General features: G+C 50.4%; 16 protein-coding genes. 4 read left to right on the forward strand and 12 right to left on the reverse strand.

Features of this window, described 5'->3' with window-relative positions; translation table 11 throughout:
• Positions 1 to 26: 26 nt before the first annotated feature.
• From purU to FO446_RS24285, 5 genes are all read right to left on the reverse strand, one after another.
• The gene (gene purU, locus FO446_RS24265; protein WP_237899316.1) at positions 27 to 923 is read right to left on the reverse strand and encodes a formyltetrahydrofolate deformylase; all 897 of its coding nucleotides are present in this window, start codon (positions 921 to 923) and stop codon (positions 27 to 29) included.
• 111 nt (positions 924 to 1034) lie between these two features.
• Positions 1035 to 1715, reverse strand: a complete 681-nt coding sequence (locus FO446_RS24270; RefSeq protein WP_237899318.1) for a TetR/AcrR family transcriptional regulator — start codon at positions 1713 to 1715, stop codon at positions 1035 to 1037.
• Between the two features lie 17 nt (positions 1716 to 1732).
• Positions 1733 to 2872 (reverse strand): ABC transporter permease, encoded by a 1140-nt coding sequence (locus tag FO446_RS24275; protein WP_232774067.1) that lies wholly within the window; start codon positions 2870 to 2872, stop codon positions 1733 to 1735.
• Complete coding sequence (locus tag FO446_RS24280) at positions 2869 to 3627, reverse strand: ABC transporter ATP-binding protein (RefSeq protein WP_237899320.1); 759 nt, start codon at positions 3625 to 3627, stop codon at positions 2869 to 2871. Before FO446_RS24280 ends, FO446_RS24275 begins: the two co-directional genes overlap by 4 nt.
• On the reverse strand, positions 3624 to 4814 hold the full coding sequence (locus FO446_RS24285; RefSeq protein ID WP_173609924.1) for an HlyD family secretion protein: 1191 nt from the start codon (positions 4812 to 4814) through the stop codon (positions 3624 to 3626). Before FO446_RS24285 ends, FO446_RS24280 begins: the two co-directional genes overlap by 4 nt.
• A gap of 329 nt (positions 4815 to 5143) precedes the next feature.
• Here FO446_RS24285 and FO446_RS24290 point away from each other — a divergent pair, with 329 nt between their 5' ends.
• Positions 5144 to 5521, forward strand: coding sequence for a VOC family protein (locus FO446_RS24290; protein WP_173610237.1), 378 nt, complete (start codon positions 5144 to 5146; stop codon positions 5519 to 5521).
• Between the two features lie 53 nt (positions 5522 to 5574).
• Here FO446_RS24290 and FO446_RS24295 read toward each other — a convergent pair whose 3' ends face one another.
• Positions 5575 to 7773 carry a DNA topoisomerase III gene (locus FO446_RS24295; RefSeq protein WP_237899321.1) on the reverse strand — a complete coding sequence of 733 codons (2199 nt, stop codon included), beginning with the start codon at positions 7771 to 7773 and terminating at the stop codon, positions 5575 to 5577.
• 243 nt (positions 7774 to 8016) lie between these two features.
• Here FO446_RS24295 and FO446_RS24300 point away from each other — a divergent pair, with 243 nt between their 5' ends.
• From FO446_RS24300 to FO446_RS24310, 3 genes are read left to right on the forward strand one after another with little or no spacing between them, the layout of a single operon-like run.
• Positions 8017 to 8526: a MerR family transcriptional regulator gene (locus FO446_RS24300; protein WP_237899322.1), complete on the forward strand. Its 510-nt coding sequence runs from the start codon at positions 8017 to 8019 to the stop codon at positions 8524 to 8526.
• Positions 8519 to 8959: an SRPBCC family protein gene (locus FO446_RS24305; RefSeq protein ID WP_221867826.1), complete on the forward strand. Its 441-nt coding sequence runs from the start codon at positions 8519 to 8521 to the stop codon at positions 8957 to 8959. The genes FO446_RS24300 and FO446_RS24305 overlap by 8 nt, the downstream gene beginning before the upstream one ends.
• The gene (locus tag FO446_RS24310) at positions 8956 to 10503 is read left to right on the forward strand and encodes an MFS transporter (RefSeq protein ID WP_269137315.1); all 1548 of its coding nucleotides are present in this window, start codon (positions 8956 to 8958) and stop codon (positions 10501 to 10503) included. Before FO446_RS24305 ends, FO446_RS24310 begins: the two co-directional genes overlap by 4 nt.
• A gap of 259 nt (positions 10504 to 10762) precedes the next feature.
• On the opposite strand, the gene FO446_RS24315 is transcribed toward FO446_RS24310, so the two are convergent.
• The 6 genes from FO446_RS24315 to addB form a co-directional block, all read right to left on the reverse strand.
• Positions 10763 to 11665, reverse strand: coding sequence for an Ig-like domain-containing domain (locus FO446_RS24315; protein WP_173609919.1), 903 nt, complete (start codon positions 11663 to 11665; stop codon positions 10763 to 10765).
• A 245-nt stretch (positions 11666 to 11910) separates the two neighbouring features.
• Positions 11911 to 12429, reverse strand: coding sequence for a ribonuclease FAU-1 family protein (locus FO446_RS24320; RefSeq protein WP_173609918.1), 519 nt, complete (start codon positions 12427 to 12429; stop codon positions 11911 to 11913).
• Between the two features lie 118 nt (positions 12430 to 12547).
• Positions 12548 to 13969 carry a branched-chain amino acid transporter BcaP gene (locus FO446_RS24325; RefSeq protein ID WP_330873260.1) on the reverse strand — a complete coding sequence of 474 codons (1422 nt, stop codon included), beginning with the start codon at positions 13967 to 13969 and terminating at the stop codon, positions 12548 to 12550.
• Positions 13970 to 14085: 116 nt separating this feature from the next.
• Positions 14086 to 14553, reverse strand: a complete 468-nt coding sequence (locus tag FO446_RS24330) for a DinB family protein (RefSeq protein ID WP_237899327.1) — start codon at positions 14551 to 14553, stop codon at positions 14086 to 14088.
• Between the two features lie 502 nt (positions 14554 to 15055).
• Positions 15056 to 18883 carry a helicase-exonuclease AddAB subunit AddA gene (addA, locus tag FO446_RS24335; RefSeq protein ID WP_237899328.1) on the reverse strand — a complete coding sequence of 1276 codons (3828 nt, stop codon included), beginning with the start codon at positions 18881 to 18883 and terminating at the stop codon, positions 15056 to 15058.
• The gene (gene addB / locus FO446_RS24340) at positions 18852 to 22349 is read right to left on the reverse strand and encodes a helicase-exonuclease AddAB subunit AddB (RefSeq protein ID WP_237899329.1); all 3498 of its coding nucleotides are present in this window, start codon (positions 22347 to 22349) and stop codon (positions 18852 to 18854) included. The genes addA and addB overlap by 32 nt, the downstream gene beginning before the upstream one ends.
• Between the last annotated feature and the right edge of the window lie 15 nt (positions 22350 to 22364).

Genomic DNA, 22364 nt, shown 5'->3' on the forward strand with positions numbered 1-22364 from the left:
GAATAGCCTCTTCTTATATGCACCCCTTATGGGAACACAATCGTCTTGTTGCCGTACACCAGCACCCGATCCTCCAGATGCCAACGAACGGCACGTGCCAGCACTGTACGCTCTACCTGACGTCCAAGCTGTTTCAGTGCCTCAACGTCTTCCTGATGCGATACACGTTGAACGTCTTGCTCGATAATCGGTCCTGCGTCCAGTTCTTCCGTGACGTAATGCGCAGTCGCTCCGATCAGCTTCACGCCGCGACGATACGCCTGCTCGTAAGGCTTCGCACCGACAAAGGCTGGGAGGAAGGAATGGTGGATATTGATAATCCGCATCGCATAGTCCTCCAAAAAGCGCGGGGACAAGATTTGCATGTAGCGAGCCAGAACGATCAGATCAACGCCCTCTGCTGCTGCAATCTGCTCTTCTTCTGCCTGCGGCTTGTTATCCTTTGTGACTGGGATGCAACGATATGGAATACCAAAGGACTCGACAGTCTCCTGCATGTCAAGATGATTGCTGACCACAACCGCGATATCTGCGAACAGCTCCCCGGACTTCCAGCGCCACAAGAGCTCCAAAAGACAGTGATCTTCTTTGGAAACAAACAACGCAACCTTTTTGCGCTTGTTCGCTTCGACCAACGACCATTCCATCCCAAAGCTCTCGGCTACTGGGGTGAATGCTTGCTTGATCTCTTCACAGCGCTCCTCCAGATTGATGAGATCGAATTCAATGCGCATAAAAAAACGGCCTGTTTCCGGATCAGTCGTGTACTGGTCAGACTGAACGATGTTGGCTCCTTGTTGGAACAAGAAGTTCGACACAGCCGCGACAATACCCGCGCGGTCCGGGCAAGAAATCAGCATGCGCGCACGATCTTTGTTTTTCTCCCGATACGCGAGCCATTCTCTCTCTGATAACAATTGCATGGTTTACTCTCCTCCAAAAAACAGCAAAAAGTTGTTTGCAATTATACCATTCCCAGAAGGGATTTCTATACCCAATTAGAGAGAAAAATGCTCACTTATCGATAAAAAAATTTAGATAGAGTGATTTCCAATCCCATTTAGCAAAATATCTACGGTCAGTGCGATTTGTTCGTCGTCGCTGAACTGCGCAAACTCATCGGTATCCAAAACTTGCCGGAACAGGACAAGCCCGATCATCGAGGACAGGATCGCCCGAAAGACAGCCTGTGTCGGGAGCGGACGCAATTCGCCTACCTCTACCTTTGCCTCGATCAGCTTGTTTGCCATCTCCTTCACACCCGTGAAAACCGTAGCAATCAGTGCTTCCCTGATTTCGTCATGGAAAAAAGCTTCTTGCAGCAAAATCCGAATATGCTTTTCATTCGCCAGCACCAGGTCGATCCGGTTTCGGTACAGCTCTGTCACGATTTGGGAGAATGCTTTATTATTCTGCTCTTTAAAAATCTCACGGACATCTTTCAAGATAAACGGCGCCGCGAATTTGACCAATACAGGTGCAACGACGGCGAGTAAAATATCCTTTTTCGATTTGTAGTGGCGAAAAATCGTTCCCTCTGCCACACCCGCTTCTTTGGCAATTTCAGAGGTGGAGCTGGCATGGAAGCCTTTTTCAGCGAACAGCTTCACTGATGCACGCAAAATATTGCGCTGCTTCTCTGTCATCTCATTCTCATCTTTCAACTCTTCTACATATTGCAACAGGCCTTCTACAAATGTTGGCGGCTTGTTCATCACCCATTACGCTCCTCTTATTCGATCTTCTTGCGGAATCGCAGGATAGCGACGGTCAGGATCAAGAGACAAAAGCTGCTCATTCCGACGACATCCTTCCAGAGCGCATCGATGCCCACGCCCTTTAAGAAAATTCCCCGCAGGATTTCCAGAAAATAGGTCAACGGGACGAGCCCGCCTAACCATTGTATCACGAGCGGCATCGAATCGCGCGGGAACATAAAGCCGGAGAGAAGCACGCTAGGCAGGATAAAGGCGAATGCCATTTGCATCGCTTGAAGCTGGGTCTTTGCCACCGTGGAAATGAAAATGCCCAAGAGAAGCGTCGTCACCAAAAACAAGACAGACAATGTCACCAAAAGCGAAATGCTGCCTTTGACGGGGACTCCAAACCAATACGTTCCAACCAATAGCACCAGACAAAACGAGAAGAGACCTACACCTACATAGGGGGTAATTTTGCCGAGCATCAGCTCCAATGGGCGTATCGGCGTCACGATTAACTGCTCCATCGTTCCCCGCTCCTTCTCACGTACGAGGGAAAACGCCGTCAGAATCATCGTGACGTTTTGCATAATCAAGCCGATCAAGCCAGGAATATTGAAGACGATGCTCTCCATATTGGGGTTAAACAACACGCGTGTATCCAAACCGAGTGGCTGTTCCAGCTCCCCCAAGCCTTGTTTTTGCAGCTTTATTTCCTGCAACGTGATCGCTTGATGCTGAATGATCAACTGAGCATGAGAGGTCGCAGTCCGGGCGATATTCGGATCAGAGCCATTAATGAGCATTTGCACGTCTACCGGCTCGTTGCGATCACGCTTGCGGGTGTAGTCTGGCCCGATAATGAGCGCTACATTTACGGAGCCATCGTCTAACATGGCTTCAATCTCCTTGTAGCTACTTACATGTGCTGCCACCTCGAATACACGCGTATTGACGAATTGATCTACCAGCTCTCGACTGGCAGCAGATGGACTTTGATTCCAGACTGCCATCTGGATGTCATTCACGTCTGTATTGACAGCATATCCGAACAAAAACAACAGCATCAGCGGCATGACCAGAGCAATCGCCAAACTGGGACGATCCCGTTTGATTTGGATGATTTCCTTCTTCACGACAGACCAGTAACGCTCCCAGACAAAGTGCCTCATCGGACTCCCTCCTCCGCCGCCTGTCTGGCTTCTTCCTGCCTAACCAGCTCGATGAAGACATCCTCCAGATTGCCTACTCCCATACGATCGATCAACTCTTGTGGTGTGCCTTCCGCCAGCAGATTGCCGAAAAAGATAAAGCCGATCCAATCGCATGTCTGCGCCTCATCCATGTAGTGTGTGGTCACCAGCACCGTGATCCCCTTTCCCGCCAGCTCATGAATCACGTCCCAAAAAATTCGGCGGGAAACAGGATCGACCCCTGCTGTCGGTTCATCCAAAATCAACAGCTCCGGCTTGTGCAAAAGAGCGCAGGAGAGCGCAAGGCGTTGCTTCCATCCCCCTGACAGCGATCCGGCAAGCTGCTTTTCCCTGCCTGTCAGGCCTGCCATCTCAATTAGCTCTGCTTTTCGCTCCTTGCGTTCTGCTGCCCCTAGTCGATAAACCCCAGCATAAAAATCGAGATTCTCTTCCACTGTCAAATCTTCATACAGACTGAACTTTTGCGACATATACCCGATCCGTTGCTTGATTTCCTCGCTCTGTGTCATGACATCGAAGCCAAGTACCGTCCCCTTTCCCGTCGTCGGGGTCAGCAAACCGCAAAGCATTCGGATTGTGGTCGATTTCCCTGAGCCATTCGGACCCAAAAAACCGTAAATCGAACCTCGCGGAACTGTGAGTGTCAAGCTGTTCACGGCTACTCGATCTCCAAAACGCTTCGTCAACTGCTCGCATTGGATAGCGGCGTTCATTGACCTCCCTCCCCGTCTGCCAACAGGACATCGGCAGGCATACCTGGTTTGATTTTGTCGAGTCCATCTGTGATGTGTATCGTAACAGCGAACACAAGCTTGGTGCGTTCATCTGGCGTCTGTACATTCTTCGGCGTGAATTCTGCTTTTTCCGAGATGCGGCTGATCGTTCCTGTAAACGTCTCTTCCGAATAGGCATCCACCTTGATGCCAACCTCTTGCCCTTTTTTCACCCGATTCAATTGTGCTTCCGGAATGTACACGACGAGCTCAAGCTGATCTGGCTTCATCATCGTAAACAAAGTGGCACCTGTTTTGGCTACTTCCCCCTGTTCGATAGAGGAGCGCAAGAGAGTCCCGTCGTCTGTAGCTGTAATCTTGGACTTTTCCAGCTGTAATAAGGCTTGATCCAGTTTCGCTTTTGCCTGCTGCTGAGTGGCAAGCAATGCCCGAATCGCGTAATCGGTACTTCCTTCCTTTACCTGATCAAGATCCGCCTGCGCTCCGGCTTGCGCGGCTTGTGCTGTACCGATTTGGGCCGCAGCAGCAGCGATGTCTTCTTGTGCAGAACGGTACTGTGCCTGTGTCTGAGCTACTTGTGCTGCCCATTGATCTGCCTGCGTTTTTGCCTGGTTCACTGCTTCTTTTTGTGTTTCGAGGTCTTTGGCAGAGATCGCTCCTTTTTCGAAAAGCGCTGTTGCTTCCTCGAGTCTTTTTTGTTGATACAAAAGGGTCTGTTTCGCTCCCTGCCATTGCGATTCTGCCTGCGTCATCTGTTCAGCAGCACGTGCTTTTCCTGCTTCCGCCTGATTTTTTCTCGCTTGTGCCAGTTGGATATTCGCATTTGCTTGCTGGACATTGGCTATGCTTCTTTGGATCGTCGTGTCGCGTGATCCAGCCCTCGCCTCTTCTAGTTTGGCTGTCGCTTGATCCAATGCTGCCTGTGCTTCTGCCACAGTCATTTGGTAGCTTCGTTTATCGATTTGGGCCAGCACTTGTCCTTTTTTTACTGCATCTCCCTCTTCTGCCGTAACGTTTGTCACCAATCCGCCTACTTCAGCTACGATCGGCAACTCAATGGCCTCGATTGTGCCGGACAGTGACGAATGATTTTCAGATGTCCAATTGCAGCCCGACAAAGCCAGTAAGAGTCCCCCGATACAAATGGAGCGAACAACTGGTTTCATAACGCTTCCCCCTACCTACGTAATTAAGTGAGTAATCACTTTCTTTTTATGAGTAAAAAAAGCAAGCCTCAGAATCAGGCTCGAGATGAGCTTTTTAGATTAGCGAGTGATTACTCACTTTTAATCGTGAGTATATGCTCCTCTTTTACGAAATGCAATTCCTTTTTCTAAAATGCGCAATTGAAAAGAAATCCTGTCTGATTATTCATGCTATGATGAAGACAAGCTAGACCACGTCCGTTGGCATCGGGTATCAGATACCGTCGGGATGGAAAGGATTAAAATCGTCGGATTATAAACTACCATGTAGGGAGTGGATCATGTCCATGATGATTAGCAAAGTTGGTCAAATCATGTTGTATGTCAATAACCAGGATCAAGCAGTGAGCTTTTGGACCGAAAAGCTAGGGTTTCGCGTGGTTTCAGAAGAGAAGAACGGTGAAATGAGATGGATTGAAATTGCACCAGCTCAAGGCGCTGAAACAAGCATCGTTCTGCACAATAAGGAATTCGTTGCGAAAATGTCGCCCGGAATGAATCTTGGCACGCCTTCGCTCCTGTTCTTTTCGGAAAATATCGAGGAATTGCGAAACGACCTCATGAATAAAAATGTAAAGGTTGGAGACATTGTCACGATGCCTTCGGGCCGTGTTTTTAACTTCGCAGACGATGAAGAAAATTACTTTGCTATTCTGGAGAAAAAGTAAATAGAAGGAGGCGGCTGACAGGAATGGTCGGCCGCCTTTTGTTTCATGCCTATTTAGTCGAACTTTAATTTGGACAGTGCGTCTTTCAACGCTGAGTTGATTCCTTCGTCCTGCTCCTTGTCTTGCCCCTTCAAATACTTGGCTACTTCTTTCTTCGAAACCTTGCTGCCCTTTTCCTTATCGCGACGTTCCTGGAAGGTCTTCAGTTTTTCCTTGTGCCCACAAGCACAGATAAAGGTTTGCCCTTCCCCTTCTCCGCGCAGCTCCAATCTTTTATGGCATTTTGGACATCTGGCATTGGTTTGCTTGGCAATGCTTTTGCGATAACCGCATTCCCGATCCTGGCACACCTGCATTTTGCCGCGCTTTCCGTTTACCTCCAGCAAAAACTTGTTGCACTCCGGGCATCTGCTTCTGGTCACGTTGTCGTGCCGGAAAGTCTGATCGCTGTTCTTGATCTGTTGGACGACTTCTTTGGCGTACGTTTTCATCTCTTCGATAAACGCTCGCTTGTTCAAGCTTCCCTTGGCGATGGCACCGAGCTTTTGCTCCCATTGGGCCGTCAAGGTCGGCGACTGCATTTCATCTGGGACGAGCTCTAGCAATTGCTTCGCTTTTGCGGTGACAAAAATATGCTTGCCGCGCTTCTCTAGCAAAAAGCTGTTGAACAGCTTTTCGATCACATCCGCGCGGGTGGCTACCGTACCTAGTCCGCCTGTTTCCCCAATCGTTTTGATCAAATCCTTGCTCTCGTTTGCCATGTATTTCGCCGGGTTTTCCATCGCGGACAGCAGACTCGCTTCTGTGAAAGGCTCTGGCGGCTTCGTCTCGCCCTTGGTCTGGGATATCGACTGGATTTGCAAGCGATCTCCTTTGGCAAGAGAAGGCAAGATTTGTTCCTTTACGCCGTCCTTCGCATCGTCTTCTTCTACATCGTGGTCGTACGCCTCTCTCCAGCCTTGGGAGAGCACGGTCTTTCCTTTTGCCAGGAAGGTTTCATTCCCGATTTTCGCCTGGATGGTTGTTTGCTCATATTCGAAGGCAGGCAGTAGAACAGCCAGGAAGCGCTTCACGATGAGGTCAAAAATTTTGCGTTCCTTATCACTCAAATCACCGAGAAAAACAGCTTGCTCCGTCGGGATGATCGCATGGTGATCCGATACTTTACTGTCATCCACGAACGATTTGTTCGCTTTGATTGGCGAACGCAGAATTCTGGCGGCGAGGGGCGCATATGGCTTCATTTGGACAGCCTTGATTCGATCCGGCAGTGTCTCTACGATATCGGCAGAGAGATAACGAGAGTCGGTTCGTGGGTACGTCACTGCCTTGTGATGCTCATACAGCCCTTGCATGATGGACAGTGTCTGTTTTGGTGAATAGCCAAACATCCGGTTGGCATCCCGTTGCAGCTCCGTCAAATCGTACAGCTGTGGAGCATACGTCTTTTTGTGTGCACGAGTAACCTCGATGACTTCTGCGTTTTTCTCCTGTTTGAGAACGGCTATTAGCTGATCCGCTTTTTCCTTGGAAAATGTTTTGAAATCCTTCGTTTGCTGATCTTGCCATTGGAGCTGAATCGGACCTTGGGCCACCGCAGACAGTCCGTAAAATGGCTTGGGTGTAAAACGGCGAATCTCCTCTTCTCGCGTTGCCACAATCGCAAGTGTTGGCGTCTGGACGCGACCGCATGAGAGCTGGGCGTTATGCTTGCACGTCAAGGCGCGTGTGGCATTGATTCCAACGAGCCAGTCGGCTTCTGCACGAGCAGCTGCGGAGGCAAACAAGTTTTCATAGTTTTTGCCGTCCTTCAAATTACGGAAGCCTTCCCGGATTGCCTTATCTGTCACGGAGGAAATCCACAGACGCTTGATTGGCTTATTCACGTGAACCAGCTCGAGAATCCACCGGGCAACGAGCTCTCCTTCACGTCCTGCATCCGTCGCAATGACGATCTGCCCGACATCGTTGCGTCTCATTTGTTGTTTGACGACCTGGAATTGCCTGTTGCTTTCCTTGATCACGACCAAGCGTAATGGGGACGGCATAATCGGCAAATCCTCGATTCGCCACGAGCTGAATTGCTGACCGTACGCTTCAGGGTCTGCGAGAGTGACCAAATGCCCGAGCGCCCACGTCACGATATATTTATCTCCTTCAAAAAAGCCGTTTCCTTTTTTGTGACACTGCAATACTTTGGCAATGTCGCGTCCAACCGAAGGCTTTTCTGCCAGTACAACTGTTTTACTCATGTACGACATCCTTTCAAACCAATTCAACAATCTGTATCCATTGTAAACAAAAAAGCAGGAAGAAGGGGCTTCGAAATGTTTCGAGAAAATAAAGTTTTAAATTCTTAGGGTTATGAAACGCTAACGGGCAAGCTCACTTTCGGTATTGGGAAAAACTTCAAAAGCCTCCTTGACCATTACGTAACGTAACGGTTTATAGTGAAGTTACCGGTGAAACGCTAGCGATCAAGAAAGGGGCTGATCATGAAACAACATTGGAAAGTCGGAGAACTTGCGAAAATGGCGGGAATTACGATACGAACTTTACGTTTTTACGATCAGATAGGCTTGTTTTCTCCATCCGGCTATTCGCCATCCGGATACAGACTCTACACCGAAAAGGACATTTCACGCCTACAGCAAATTTTGTCCTTAAAGGAGTTGGGACTATCTCTGGAGCAGATTAAAGCCGTTATGGCCGGAGACCAGCTCAGCCTGTCAGACATTGTTACCATTCAAATAGACAGCCTGAAAGAAAGTATACGCATGCAGCAGAAACTCTTGGATGAGCTTGAGAATGTTTCGAGTCGGATGCAAAGGAACGAACCGTTTACTGTTGAGCATTTCATGAACATCATACGAACGATGAGAATGAAGCATGAGAAATTTTTCGCCGAGAGAAAATCGAGTATGGATCGCCATCTCGACCGACTTGGTGCATATTTAGATGAGCATCCGGAAGAACCCGGACCAGGAGGTTTCGACTATGAGTGACAGATCTGCCAAACATTCCACATTTGTCATCGAAAAGAACTATAAGCATTCCCCAGCTCGTGTATTCGCTGCATGGGCGGGTCAAGCAGCCAAAGCTAGTTGGTTTCCTAAAGCCGATGAGTTCGACTTCCGCGTTGGCGGCCGCGAATTCAATCGCGGTGGTCCACCAGAGGGACCCGTTTACACATTCGATGCCTGCTATCAGGAAATCGTTCAGAATAGACGCATTGTATACTCATACACGCTGGACATGGAAGACAAGCGGATGTCTGTCTCTGTAACGACGGTGGAATTCGATTCCGTGGACGGCGGCACACGCTTGATCTATACCGAGCAGGGCGTTTTTCTGGACGGTCTCGATACGCCTGAACAGCGTGAGCACGGAACAAACGTGATGTTGAACCGGCTCGGAGAGGTTCTGGACGCCCAATGAAAGATGCTGCGCTTGAATCGAATACCGGGGCCGGTTTGAACGAATGGATTGGACTTGCCGTGCTTTCATTGCCTGCACTGCTCGTTTCGATAGACTTGTCCGTAATGATTCTCGCACTTCCTCACATAAGCGTTTCTATCGGCGCTGACAGTACAGAGCAGCTCTGGATCATGGACATATACGGCTTCATGCTCTCGGGATTTCTGATCACGATGGGCTCGCTCGGAGATCGGTTCGGCCGCCGTAAGCTGCTGATGTTCGGCGCAGCGGCATTCGGTTCGGCTTCGCTGTTGGCCGCTTACTCCAGCACCTCTGGAATGCTGATTGCAGCACGGGCGCTGCTCGGCATAGCCGGGGCGACGGTAGCGCCTTCTTCCCTGGCATTGATCAGCAATATGTTCCGTGATCATAAGCAGCGTTCCCTCGCTATAGGCATATGGTTCATGTGCTCCATGGGAGGCATGGCGCTTGGCCCAGTAGTCGGCGGGATGATGCTGGAGCATTTTTCATGGGGTTCGATCTTTCTACTCGGCGTTCCCGTCATGGCGCTGCTGTTGCTGACTGCGTCCCATCTTCTGCCCGAATATCGGGATCCCGCACCTGGTCATTTGGATTTGACTAGCGTCGTGTTGTCGATGTGCACCATTCTACCGGCCATATACGGCCTAAAGGAAATGGCTAAGGAAGGTCTACAGACTCTGCCGCTCATTGCCATTGCGGCTGGATTTGTTTTTGGGGCGTTATTCGTAAGACGGCAGCAACGGTTGGACAGTCCGCTAATAGACTTGCGCCTATTTGCAAACCGCGCTTTCAGCACAGCACTGGGCGGCTTGTTCGGTATCACTTTGACAGGCGCTTCCATGCTCTTTATCGCACAGCATCTTCAGTTCGTGGAAGGACTATCACCTCTTGCGGCAGCGATGTGCATGCTCCCGGGAGTGGTTGCGTCGATGGCAGGCATGTTGTTGTCGCCGATCATCGCTCGGCGGGCCCGACCGTCGCACCTTATCGGGGCTGGCCTTGCCGTCTCGGCGACTGGTTGTATCCTACTCTCCCAGGTAGAGGCGGGGGCCGGACTCTCTACCCTGATCGTCGGTTATATCTTTTTTAATGTGGGAGTGGCCCCGTTTGCGAGCTTGTCCAGCGACCTAATTATCGGGTCGGCACCGCCAGCAAAAGCGGGGTCGGCGGCGTCTTTGCTGCAGACGAGTGGTGAATTCGCATTTGCACTGGGTATCGCTGTATTAGGGAGCATCGGAACATACGTGTACCGCACTCAAATTGCCAGCTTCATACCAAGAGATGTTACGACGTTAACATCCGCAGCCTCCCGCGAAAGTCTTGCTGGGGCTGTCTCGGCGGCCAAAGCTTTACCCGAACCTATTGCTTCAACACTTCTTCATGGCGCCCAGATAGCCTTTACTGACGGCATGCATGCTGTTGTGGGCGTGAGCGGCGGGCTCATGATCGCTATCGCCATACTCACCGTGATCAAGCTTCGGCATATCCCCCCCATCGGGCAGAAAACGCCAGGTGAGATGTAATGATCCGTGGCAGTCTGGGACTCTATTTTCCCGTCCCAGACTGCCGCTGTCTCATGTATGCGAGACATCCTTTCAAACCTAGTCAAACATCCCTGTAACGATTGTAAACAAAGAAGTCGTAGGAGGGATTCAGGAATGAATGAAAAAAGGGCCGTCTCTGGAATAGAGACAACCCTTCTATCTTTAACATTTCACCCTATACACTTGTTGCCCTTTCCAGTAACAGTCGCAACAGAGGTGTCAGAAGAAGATGCTTTTTCTACTCAACCTCTGTTGAAAGGTCACCAAATTCTAGATCATCCCATCCACCAGATGGGGTGCCTGTTGAAAACACGGAAAAATATTTATAGCTTTCATTCCCTGATGTATCCTTTACTGCTCCTTGGGCTACATCTATGTAGTACTCTACATTATTTTTTAAAGGCGCTTTCGGTTGGATCGTTACAGTGTCATTACTGACAGTAAAAGTTGCAGGAACCTTCGCACCATTGTCATTCATTAATAGGAATTTCTTTGTTCCACTTATCACTTTGCGATCATACTTAATTGTAATAACCGCATCTACATCCACTTTTGTTTCCTCTCCATACGGCTTTACATCGATTACTATAGGCGCTTCGTTGTTGCTGGTCACAAACTGTAATAAATACTTATCGATCGATTTAGTAGAATCAATGGTGCTTACAATTGCTCCTTTGTCAATCTCGATCGCATATTTCGTATTGGATTCCAAAGTCTTGTCAGGACGAATATAGAGTGTGTTATTTCTAATCTCCAATTTTCCGCTGACTGGTGATTTTCCTTCAACCTTATAGAGCGATACTACTGTTGACGGATCATTGTCAAAAGTAATTGGCACCGGGAATGTTAGCGCAGGTCGAATGTTTGTAGGAACATCTGTCTGCGCAATAATAGGATTAGAAACTGATACGAACACATCCCCAGGCTTTGGATAACTGATTAGGTCGTCGGAAATATACGTGCTATCAAGTTGGTATTCACTTTTGAATTTCGCGTCAATTTCCTCTAGCTGCTCATCATCATGGAACTGATTCGGTACACCAAGCTCTTCTTTCTCCGATTTTGCTGATACGTTGTTGCTGTTTAGGGTTAGACTGAACATGAGTGTTACTGCGAGTAAGGCTTGAAATAAACTCTTCATACTTCTCCTCCAAAATAGTTTGTGTGTTCATAAAAATCGTATTTGATTTTTAAGGCGTAACATACAGTTTTTTACACGAAATAAAAATACAGTTATTTTGGACTAGGAACTCTTTCATCCATCGTGACCTTCCTAAATTAGAAAACTCGGAGCAAACTCCGGGCCTCCTCCGTCTCCACTCCAAAAAGCGGTACGTCTACCAAAAAAAGAACGAAAGCAATAACCGCCTTCGTTCTTTCATACGTTTATACAAAAAAATTCGGAAAATCAAAGTCATCCCGTTTGCCCGCCAAAATATTTCGTAATAAAAGATCAGCGGTCTCGGAGGCAAACTGGTGATCCTCGCTCGTGATAACGCCTTTTTTCAATGCCTCATCGAGCTCATCCTGATCAAGCAAGTATATTTCTCCTGTCGGCAATACCACGATGTCGAGGTACAGATCGTCATACCAGATATGTCCGTTCTCATCCTTGCCATGTCCCCGGCAAATATCAATATACCATTGCACGGTATTCCCTAACTCATCCATCATTTTCGTAACGGCATAAGCTTGACCATGTGGAAAATACTGCAAATACACATATCCTCGATCGCCCACACATAACGTTTGATCCCCGACATGCATGTAGGCAGGCTCACTTACTTCATCCAGAGTCAGGCGGACAGCGTATCCAGAGAAAGATAAAGATTCTACCCATTTTTGCTGGTAGCCCAATCGTTTCACACGTCTCCAACCAGGTCGATCTGCTCTTTTTCGCTTCATAGCCTGCCCTCCCTCGTCATTTTGGTTGTTTTTACTCTACCATGAATGGGATCGCTTTGTCAGATAGCAAACAAAGACATGCTCACGTAGAACATGCCTAAACGGATGAACCTGCCTTTTATGTTTGGGAGGAGTCGTCTTTTGTTGCCAATCGACTGTGTTTTCGCCCATATAGAAAATAGACGATCGCCCCTACCGACAGCCAACCGAGAAAACCGATCTTTGTCAGCGTAGGCAGGTTGAAAACGAGATATCCGCAAAAAAGAACCGAGAGCAAGGGAACAAGCGGAACAAATGGGACCCGAAACGCGCGTGGTAATTGGGGATGAGTGCGACGTAGTACAACCAGTCCAACCGAGACCAAAATAAAGGCAAACAGCGTGCCGATGTTAGTGAGCTGAGCCAAGCTGGAGAGGGGCAATAATCCGCCGAAGGTTGCTACTAATGCAGCCACGACTAGCGTGCTCTTTTGTGGTACCTGTGTGCGGGGATGTACGTGCGAGAAGACCTCAGGAAGCAAGCCATCTCGGCTCATCGCAAAAAACATCCGGGCTTGTCCATACATCATGACTAACAAAACAGTCGTGATGCCGACGATGGCTCCCAACGAAATGAAGCCTGCTACCCAGTCCTGGTTAACATAGTTGAGGGCAAACGCGACAGGATTTTTGACATTTAACAAATGGTACGGAACAATCCCTGTTAATGTCAGTGAGACAGCAATGTACAAAATTGTGCACACGAGTAAGGACGAGATGATCCCGATTGGCATGTCGCGCTGGGGATTGCGCACTTCTTCGGCCGCAGAAGACACCGCATCAAATCCGATAAAAGCAAAAAACACCGTTGCGGCACCAGTTGCTACTCCTGCAAAACCAAACGGCATGAATGGACTCCAGTTTTCCGGCTTGACATACATGACCCCAACGACGAGGAACAGGACAACTACCGCTACTTTTACTAACACCATGATGGTATTCAAACTCGCTGACTCTTTCGTCCCTTTCATCAATAAAGCTGTAATGATGACAATGATGAGGACTGCAGGTAAATCAATGATTGTTCCTTTCGATACATCAAAGGCACTTGTGAGCGCATGCGGCAGGTGAATATTAAACCCGGCTAGCAATCCCTGGGCATACCCCGACCATCCACTTGCCACCGCAGCACAAGCCACTCCGTATTCGAGAATCAAATCCCACCCGATCATCCAGGCGACAAATTCGCCAAATGCCGCATAGCTGTATGTATAAGCGCTTCCCGACACGGGAACAGTCGAAGCAAATTCTGCATAGCAGAGCGCGGCAAACACACAGGCAAGTGCCGCAATAACAAAAGACAAAACAAGTGCAGGTCCAGCGTGCAAGGCAGCGGCAACGCCCGTTAACACAAAAATCCCTGTTCCCAAGATCGCGCCGATGCCCAGCATTGTCAGGTCAAAAGCACCTAATGATTTTTTGAGGGAGCTTTCATTTTTATCCACCTGCTCCAGCATTTGCGCAACTGACTTTTTCCTCAGCAATTGATTTTTCCATGACATCATGTGCGACCTCCCAAGCGGGTCATTCACTTCCAACCGTGATAGAAAACAGTTGGAGTATGATCCGTTTGGAGGAAAGTTATGCACATGTGCAGCTAGGATCGCGTTTGTCAGGGCTAGCTACCCGTTAATCCGCGCCCAATGACATTGGCGGAAACGGGAGTAATCCCGAGCTCTCTTGCCCAAATGGACAACTGCCCCATGTGATGAATCTCGTGGGCGATGACATGACGAAGCAGCTCGCCCTTCGTGTGAATCTCATTGTCCCACTCCACCTTTACAGGCTCGTCCTCCCTCTCGTCTGACCAATTCTCGATGAAATCACGCAATTCTACGCGGCAGGCATCTGATAGCTCTTTTACTTTTTCCAGGGTCTTGTACGCTTCGAATGTCACCTGAACATCCGACTTTCCTTGCACGCCCCGAAGCCAGCTATACTCGACGTCAGCAATATGAAACAAGGTGTACAAAATCGTGCCAGCTCCACCTGTACGCTTGCGTAGCAATTCTTCTGGTGGAAGCTGCTTGCACCATTCCATCCATTCGTCCCGTACCTGCCAGTTATACTGGAAAAACATCTTCATCGAGTTCACCCTTTGTTTGATGATTATGTAGATTAGGAAAATTTCAACTGATTATAGCACGTATGTTCTCGTTTGGTAAAACCATTGGTGGTCTTCTAACCGTAGTGGTCGGGTGAAGCCCTGTCACAGGGCTTTCGTATGGCTGTGATCCCTTACCGCTTTAGATCATAATGGAAGGCCAGTTCAAAGTAGCTTCCTTGAACCTACTTTCAAGTAGTTAACCAAAAGCTGCGCAGGAAGAAGCGCATTTCCAGTCCAAGCGCCTCTGGAGCCCATCCTAGCTGCGAAATGAATGGCGGGGAATTTCAGCTTCACCTATGAAATTCTTCATCGAAACTTCTACGTTTGAAGCGCTCCCGCCATTCATTTCGCAGCGGACAGTCATTCCCTCCTTGCGGGGCGTAGGCCGAAGCGTAGACTGGAAATGCGCTTCTTCCCCCACCACAGCAGCTCTAATAAACAAAAAGACCGCCAGAGCTATTAACCCTGACGGTCCAACATACTAATCTATGCTTTCATCCGAAAACGATAGTGAGAATCCACCTGAAAGCAAATAAAGATAACTAGACACGTTCCCTTTTGGCTTGAGAATCTGCTTGATCGCTCGGACGTATAGCCTGATCTGTCCTTCGTATCTTCTTTTCATCTCTTCGATAGCTATGGCAGTCGCCTCTTTTGCCATCCAATCTGTCTTGAAGTCGATCAGGACGAGGCTTCCATCCTGCTCCTCCAACAGGCAATCAATGACCCCTTGGACGACAACCTGCTCGTCGCTCTCTTCACCCAACTCCGCTTCTACTTCATATGCAGGAAGCACGAGGGTAAATGGTAATTCACGATGAACGACCGCCGCAGCCTTCATTCGCTGCCCCAAAGGATCAGCGAAGAATCGGGCAATTTGGGAAACATCTACTGCTTCTACCTGTTCGTCAGTCAAAAAGCGGCGTGCTGCTAGTTCCATCACCTGCTCCCGAATATCCGCTTCATCCAGCGGACGCTTTAAATCGAGATGCTGGAACACTAAGTGAGTGATTGTCCCTTTTTCTGCTGCTGTCAGCCGATTCGATTTTTGCTCAGATAAAAACTTTGGCTTTTCCGTAATGGACGGCAGAGTGAGTGGCTGTCCGCCTTTGCTGACTTTGGCATGTCGCTTGAGTTCGCTGACACTCCATTTCGCAGCTACGCGTGGCGCGATTGGATGCGGGTCCTGCCATCCTAATCTCTTGTCGACAATCTCACGTAACGTGTCATCAGACGGTCGTTCCGCGATCGCCTCTCGTCTGGTCATGCGCTCCCACAGAGATACCTCGTCGTTGGTTGACTCTCCTTGGGCACGGAGCTCATCTGCCTGATAGAAGTGAAACGACCAAACCGAATCATCCGGCACACTTCTGACTCTCACGACTTCTCCTGAGCCTTGTTGCTCTGGGTATCCCCGCAGCAATCCTGCCCCAGGATGTCGCAGCATCGCACGCCCCACCCAGTCCAGGTATCCCTTTGCCTGAATCAAGTCTTCGTCACTGAGCCGCTCGCTGTCATCCTGTCTGCCCCAGTCCGTCACACTTTTTGCGAGATCCTTGGATGAACCGACAAGAATGAGCTTCTCGCGTGCACGCGTCAAAGCCACGTAAAGCACACGCATTTCCTCAGCCAGCATATCCCGACGCAGCTTTTGCCGGATGCCCAGCGCAGCCAGACTCGGATAGCGCAGCTGCATGGAGGGCTCAACAGCCATCGGGCCAAAGCCCAGATCTTTATGCAACAAAAACTGGCTTTTCAAATCCATCGTATTAAACTGCTTGCCCATGCCCGCCACAAATACAACAGGGAACTCCAGCCCCTTACTTTTGTGGATCGTCATGATACGTACGACATCCTCGTTTTCCCCGATGGTTCTTGCTTCGCCCATATCATTGCCCGCTTCTTGCAGACGGTCGACAAAGCGCAAAAAGCGGAACAAACCACGATAGGAGCCAGCTTCGTATTGTCTCGCCCGATCATAGAGCGCACGCAAGTTGGCCTGTCGCTGCTGACCGTTTTCCAGAGCCGCTACATAATCGAGATAACCTGTCTCCCGGTACAGCGTCGTCAGCAGTTCCGATAGAGCACCTCTGCGAGCCTCTGTCCGCCATAGATCCAATCGGCCAAAGAACTGCCGCAGTCTTTTCTCCCACGACTCTTGGGGCGGGCGTTCTTCTGCATATTGAAGAACAGCTTGGTGAAACGGCCCTGTCGCGTAGTGAATGCGGATTTGAGCAAGTTGCTCCTCCCGCAAACCGACGATAGGTGATCGCAATACAGCTGCCAATGGAATGTCTTGGAGCGGGTTGTCAATGACACGCAACAAGGAGAGCATCGTTTCTACCTCAGTCGCCGCAAAATAACCCGCAGTCTGCTCCGCATACACAGGAATTCCTGCTGCGTGCAGCTCCTCTTGCATCGTCTGCCCCCAGCCCGAGGTCGCACGAAGCAAAATAACGATATCGCGATAGGCCAGCGGGCGCATTCCCCCAGCCTTTTTATCGAAAACGAGTAGCGGCTCTTCTCCCTCGCCCGGCTCCATCCAGCGACGAATACGGCTGGCGATTAGGCGTGCTTCCAGCTGTGCCACACTCGCTTCCTCTGTGGACTCTCCCTCGGGTATACCAGCTTCGCCCTCATCTGTCCCCTCTGCAACTACCGCCTGACCTTCTTCTGCTATCGCTGTATTCCGATCGATCAGATGCATCTCTGCCTGCAAACGGTTAGGCTGTGCTTCAGGATAAGATGCACGGTTGATCAGCTCCGCCGAAGGATCATAGCCAATCTCACCTACCCCGTGAGACATGATCTGGCGAAACAAAAAGTTAACGGCATCTACAACTTCCCTTCTACTGCGGAAGTTCGCCGCCAGATCGATACGCCGACCGATGCAAGCTTCGTCGGTGTCACCATCTTTTTGATAGGTCACATATTTTTCGAGAAACAGCTTCGGCTCTGCCAAGCGGAACCGATAAATACTCTGCTTCACATCCCCTACCATGAAGCGATTCGCTGGCTGACCATTCGCTCCGTCTCGGGAAACCATTTGCAAGATTGTCTCTTGCACGAGGTTGATATCCTGGTATTCGTCTACGAGTACTTCAGCGAACTGTTCGCGCAATTGAGTGGAGATAGACGAAGGAACAGTCTCCCCAGACTCATTCGTTTCGGTTAGAACACGCAGAGCCAGATGCTCCAAGTCGCCAAAGTCGACCAAGCCACGTGAACGCTTCTCCAATTGAAAAGCATCCGAAAATGCTGTCACCAGCCTAGCCAATGTCTGCATGTGAGGAGCAATCCGCTGCAAGTCCGCGACGTACTGCTCGGCTGGCGTAGAAAAGTACTGCTCGATTTGCTCTGCCAGTTCCTTTTTCACACTGTTTCGCAGGTCTTGCACCTGTTCCTTCACGAGCGGATCTGTGCCTTTCACCGGAGGAAGCTTGGCAAAAACAACTCCTCGAATCGCTTCGGCGGTCGCTTCCCAGCCATCTCTGCAAGCCGCTCCTGCACGGTGCAGGGCAGCCGCCTCCGCCTCAAGTAAAGGCAAATAGCCAGCTGGCCCTTCCGGTGAGCCAGCCAGAAGAACTGCCCTGCGCATCTTAGCGGTCATTCCACCGAGTGCCAGCTCCACAGAACGCAGCACGCTTCTACTCCACTCCAGCCCGTCCAGGCCGTTTTTATCGTGAACCGCAAACATTCCTGCCGCTTCCCCAAGCCATTGTTCTGGTGCCGGATGACTGCGCGAAAACTCATACAGCCTGAGCAGCAACAGGGTGAGGGCATGGTCATCCTGACCGTCCAGCATCACATCAGCTAATGCATGAAAGTCCGCGTCATTCTCGTACCAGCTCTCCAGCTGTTCCTCCAAGACATCCTGCCGCAAAAGCTCCCCTTCCATCTGATCAGCAATGCGAAAATCAGGATCGAGATCAATCAGATAGTAATACTGGCGCAAAATTCCCAAGCAAAACGAGTGAAGTGTCGTAATCGTCGCCCGCTGGAGCAGTGCCAGTTGCCGGCGCAGATGAGAGGAGTGCGGGTCATCTTTCAAGGCCTTTCGCAAGGCATCGCCAATCCGGTGTCGCATCTCTGCTGCAGCCGCATTGGTAAAGGTCACCACCAACAGCTGATCAACGCCAACCGGGTCCTTCTCGTCCATGATGCGTCGGATAATCCGCTCAACCAGGACTGAGGTTTTCCCGGAGCCTGCCGCAGCGGCCACCAGGAGATTGTTCCCGCGCTGGACAATCGCTTGCCATTGCTCGTCCGTCCATTGTTCAGGCTTGGCCTGCAACTGTTGATCCGCCATCGGTCATTCCTCCTTCTCCTGCCATCTGCTGCTCTGCCAGCATGCTCCATATTTGCTTGTTGTTCCACTTGGCAAGCTGTCGGTGCTCATTCCCGCCTGCATCTCCGTCGAACTTGCATACCGGCCTGTATGAACAGTAATCGCAAGCGGTCATCGTCCCGTTTGTGTACGGTTCGATTTGGATTTCCCCATTGGTCATACGCGTACTGATTTGCTTCACAGTATCGCGAACATAAGAAGTCAAGGCTTGGAACTGCTCGGCTGTTGCCACAGATGATCGCGACGAAAGCGTACCATCCTTTTTGATTTCAAATGGCACCAGCTCTGACGCCCCTTGCTCTACATAGCCATCCATCATTCTAGCCAGCTCTGGATCTGCGAGCATCAAGCCTTTCATGCGCAAGCGCTTTGCCCGCTCCTTTGCCGCTTCGTCAGCCGTTAGCAAGCGTTTTGCCGTTACAAAAGGATCCGCTACCTGATAGTAGAAAACGCCTCCCATTTCGGCTTTTTTCCCCAGCCATTCCTCCGCATTTGCCACGACGACATCGAGATAGACGAGCAATTGCAAATTCAGGCCATTCCAAACGTCGGAGAGGGACAACTGCTTGGGACTGGACTTGTAGTCAATCACGCGCAAATACGGGACCTCACTATCCAGTGATTGGTCAACGCGGTCAATTCGTCCGATTAACTGAAGCTCCACGCCATTTTCAAGCGTTAAAGCCAATCCCGGCAAATCTGAATTCGGCCCAAAGGAAACCTCCAGTCCTACCGGGGCAAAACGGCTGCGCTTCGCATGCTCCCCAAGTACATAAATCGCGCGGCCAACTGCTCGCTTCAGCTTGCCGGACAAATAACGATACCGGGCTGTCCGCGTCAAAATGCTGCTGCGAGTCGCAGGAACCAGTTCTTCTACGACCACGTTTGCAAGCTGCATGCTATTGTCTTCCGTCAGCTTGCTCCACTCCAGATTGTCTTCGTTCATTTTTTCAACGGCTCGCTTGAGTGAAGCGTGGAACAGTTCTCCCACATCGAAACGCTCCAGCTTGTACATCGTTCTCTCCGCCAATCTGAGGCCGTGAGAAGAGAAATGCGAGAACGGACATGACTGGAACCGCTCCAGACGAGACACGCTCATTTTCAGTTGTTTGCCGTACAACGTCGTGCTCGTTTCCAAATCCAGCTCCTGCGGTCGATTGAAATAACGCAAGCCGGACAACAGCCACTGCTCCCGTTTGACATCGGGAGAAGAGCGAATATACCAGTCGTATACCTCCCACCAGAAGTCTGGCAGCTCACCTGTCTTCTTCATCGATCGTAATAGCGTCAAAAGATGGCGGAACACACGTCTCGGATGTCCGAGCAGGAATACGTCTGTCTCGTGCTGCCCCGTCGGTTCATTGTAGAACACCTGATGCGGGATATCCGGCAGTACTTCCCGAATGCGGGTAAACACTGAGGAAGGCAACAGGGCCTTGCCCTCTTCATCTGCCAACGCACAACTCAGGATCAGCCTCTCTGACGGTCTCGTCATCGCCTGGTACAGCAGGTAAGGCTCTGCCATCAGCCGTTGCTTCGCACTCGGTGCCAGAGACATGCCCATTTCAGCCAGTCGCTCCCGTTCCGCCTCATCCAGAATTCCTTCTTCTTTTGGACGCAACGGAATAATGCCTTCGTTTACACCAAGCAAAAACAGAGCTTTGACATCCGGTTGACGGGAGCGTTCCATCGCCCCGATCAACACCTGATCCAACGCCGGGGGAACGAGTCCCAGTTCAATCGTCTCCAGACCGCTGTCGAGCACACGGGCGAATGTCGCCAGATCCATGCTCTCGTCGCCCATGACCTCTACGACCTGGTCCATCAGCTCGATCAATCCTGTCCATACTTGTCCGTGCACCTGTGCTGCATCGAGATCGCCGTCATTTTCTGCCTTTCGCTGCCAATACTCCAGCTTGTTAGGTACATCCAGTGCGATCAGAAGGTTGTACAGGGAAAGGGTCATTTCCTGTACGTTTAGACCCGCTGCTTGCTTCATCTCTTTTTCAAAGGACAGGAGCGGCGCTGCGTATTTGCGTCTCAGCTCATCGATTTGCGCGTCTTCCTCGGCGCCTGCCTGCCCGCGGAAATGCCAAGCAGATTCTTCTGCCCATTGATAACCAAAGACACCATGAGCCAGCACGTAGTTTTCCAGTCGATCGATTTCCCTCCGTGCTGTATGCTCATCGGTGATATCCAAAAGGAGCAGGTCTGTTTTCAAGCAGCGGAAAACAGCGTCGTACCGCCACCTCGTTACAATGACCTCCAAAGCCGAGCGCACCAGCTCCACCAAGGGATGGTGCATGACGGAGCGCTTCTGGTCCAAGAAGTGCGGGATGCCGTATTCGGTAAATACAGCGGAAATTTCATCGGCGTACGTCCCGATTTCCCGAAGCAAAATCGCCATGTCCTTCCAGCGATATCCCTCTTCTCTCGACAGAGACAGGAGCCTCAACGCCACAGCCTCTACCTCTGCGCGCCTGTTCACCGCTGAGAGCATCGTCACTTCGTCCGCTCGTCCAGGCTGATCCGGTATTGGCGGGTCTCCCCATTGGAAATACACTTGTTCGACCTGACGCAACCACGGACTGCTCTTGAAGCGCTTTGCCTCGGTCAATAAAAGCGGCTTGGCGATTGATACACCCGATTCACGCGCCATCAGTGTCAGGGCTTGGTATGTTCGCAGTGTAGGGTGGAACAGCCCCAGCTCATCCACAGAAGCGTCACGTTCATTCGGATCAAGCGTCAGCGCAATCGTCACCTGCTTGGCGTGCTGCATCAACTGATCGATCAAGCGCAGCTCTTGATTCGTAAATCCGGTAAATCCATCGATAAATATTTCAGCCTGCTTGATGTAGGTGGAATCACGCACCATCGTGGCCACTCGGTTCAGGATGTCGTCCGCATCACAATATCCCTCTGACAAGTAAGCCTCGTACGCATTCATAATCAAGCGGAGGTCATGTATTTTTTGATTGAGATTGGCTCCTCCCCATTCCAGATTCTCGGAATGGGTGAAGGATACCCCATACGATTTGCACTCACTAATCAAGCGACCGAGCTGAGCAGCAAACCCAGGCTGTGTCGCCGAGCGCCCGAATACGTTCAACTCTTCCTTATGCCGCTCCAAAAGCATGCGCAAAACCATATGCTTACCCAGATCGTCAACAGGCACGGTAGTCAGATCGCCCAGCTCCTGCATGAGCCTGTGAGCCAATCGACCGAAGCTGAGCACCTGCGTCCCCATCACACCGCCCAGCTCTGGCAGTGTAGCGAGCGCATACTCTTCCTGAAAGCTGGCCTGTTCCGGCACGAGCAGAATCATAGGAGAACCCAACGGCTTTTCCCGCAGCCGGGCTTGCATCTGCCGATGAATCGATTCTGTCTTCCCCGTTCCTGCCCGTCCCAGTATAAATTGGACTGCCATGATTTTTCCCCTTCC

Origin of the sequence: Brevibacillus brevis (genome assembly GCF_022026395.1) — a bacterium.
Classification (GTDB): domain Bacteria; phylum Bacillota; class Bacilli; order Brevibacillales; family Brevibacillaceae; genus Brevibacillus.

What these genes read in the sequence shown, in the direction of transcription:
- purU (WP_237899316.1), bottom strand. Translation starts at nt 923, where the DNA reads ATGCAATTGTTATCAGAGAGAGAATGGCTCGCGTATCGGGAGAAAAAC.
- FO446_RS24270 (WP_237899318.1), bottom strand. Translation starts at nt 1,715, where the DNA reads ATGAACAAGCCGCCAACATTTGTAGAAGGCCTGTTGCAATATGTAGAA.
- FO446_RS24275 (WP_232774067.1), bottom strand. Translation starts at nt 2,872, where the DNA reads ATGAGGCACTTTGTCTGGGAGCGTTACTGGTCTGTCGTGAAGAAGGAA.
- FO446_RS24280 (WP_237899320.1), bottom strand. Translation starts at nt 3,627, where the DNA reads ATGAACGCCGCTATCCAATGCGAGCAGTTGACGAAGCGTTTTGGAGAT.
- FO446_RS24285 (WP_173609924.1), bottom strand. Translation starts at nt 4,814, where the DNA reads ATGAAACCAGTTGTTCGCTCCATTTGTATCGGGGGACTCTTACTGGCT.
- FO446_RS24290 (WP_173610237.1), top strand. Translation starts at nt 5,144, where the DNA reads ATGATTAGCAAAGTTGGTCAAATCATGTTGTATGTCAATAACCAGGAT.
- FO446_RS24295 (WP_237899321.1), bottom strand. Translation starts at nt 7,773, where the DNA reads ATGAGTAAAACAGTTGTACTGGCAGAAAAGCCTTCGGTTGGACGCGAC.
- FO446_RS24300 (WP_237899322.1), top strand. Translation starts at nt 8,017, where the DNA reads ATGAAACAACATTGGAAAGTCGGAGAACTTGCGAAAATGGCGGGAATT.
- FO446_RS24305 (WP_221867826.1), top strand. Translation starts at nt 8,519, where the DNA reads ATGAGTGACAGATCTGCCAAACATTCCACATTTGTCATCGAAAAGAAC.
- FO446_RS24310 (WP_269137315.1), top strand. Translation starts at nt 8,956, where the DNA reads ATGAAAGATGCTGCGCTTGAATCGAATACCGGGGCCGGTTTGAACGAA.
- FO446_RS24315 (WP_173609919.1), bottom strand. Translation starts at nt 11,665, where the DNA reads ATGAAGAGTTTATTTCAAGCCTTACTCGCAGTAACACTCATGTTCAGT.
- FO446_RS24320 (WP_173609918.1), bottom strand. Translation starts at nt 12,429, where the DNA reads ATGAAGCGAAAAAGAGCAGATCGACCTGGTTGGAGACGTGTGAAACGA.
- FO446_RS24325 (WP_330873260.1), bottom strand. Translation starts at nt 13,969, where the DNA reads ATGTCATGGAAAAATCAATTGCTGAGGAAAAAGTCAGTTGCGCAAATG.
- FO446_RS24330 (WP_237899327.1), bottom strand. Translation starts at nt 14,553, where the DNA reads ATGAAGATGTTTTTCCAGTATAACTGGCAGGTACGGGACGAATGGATG.
- addA (WP_237899328.1), bottom strand. Translation starts at nt 18,883, where the DNA reads ATGGCGGATCAACAGTTGCAGGCCAAGCCTGAACAATGGACGGACGAG.
- addB (WP_237899329.1), bottom strand. Translation starts at nt 22,349, where the DNA reads ATGGCAGTCCAATTTATACTGGGACGGGCAGGAACGGGGAAGACAGAA.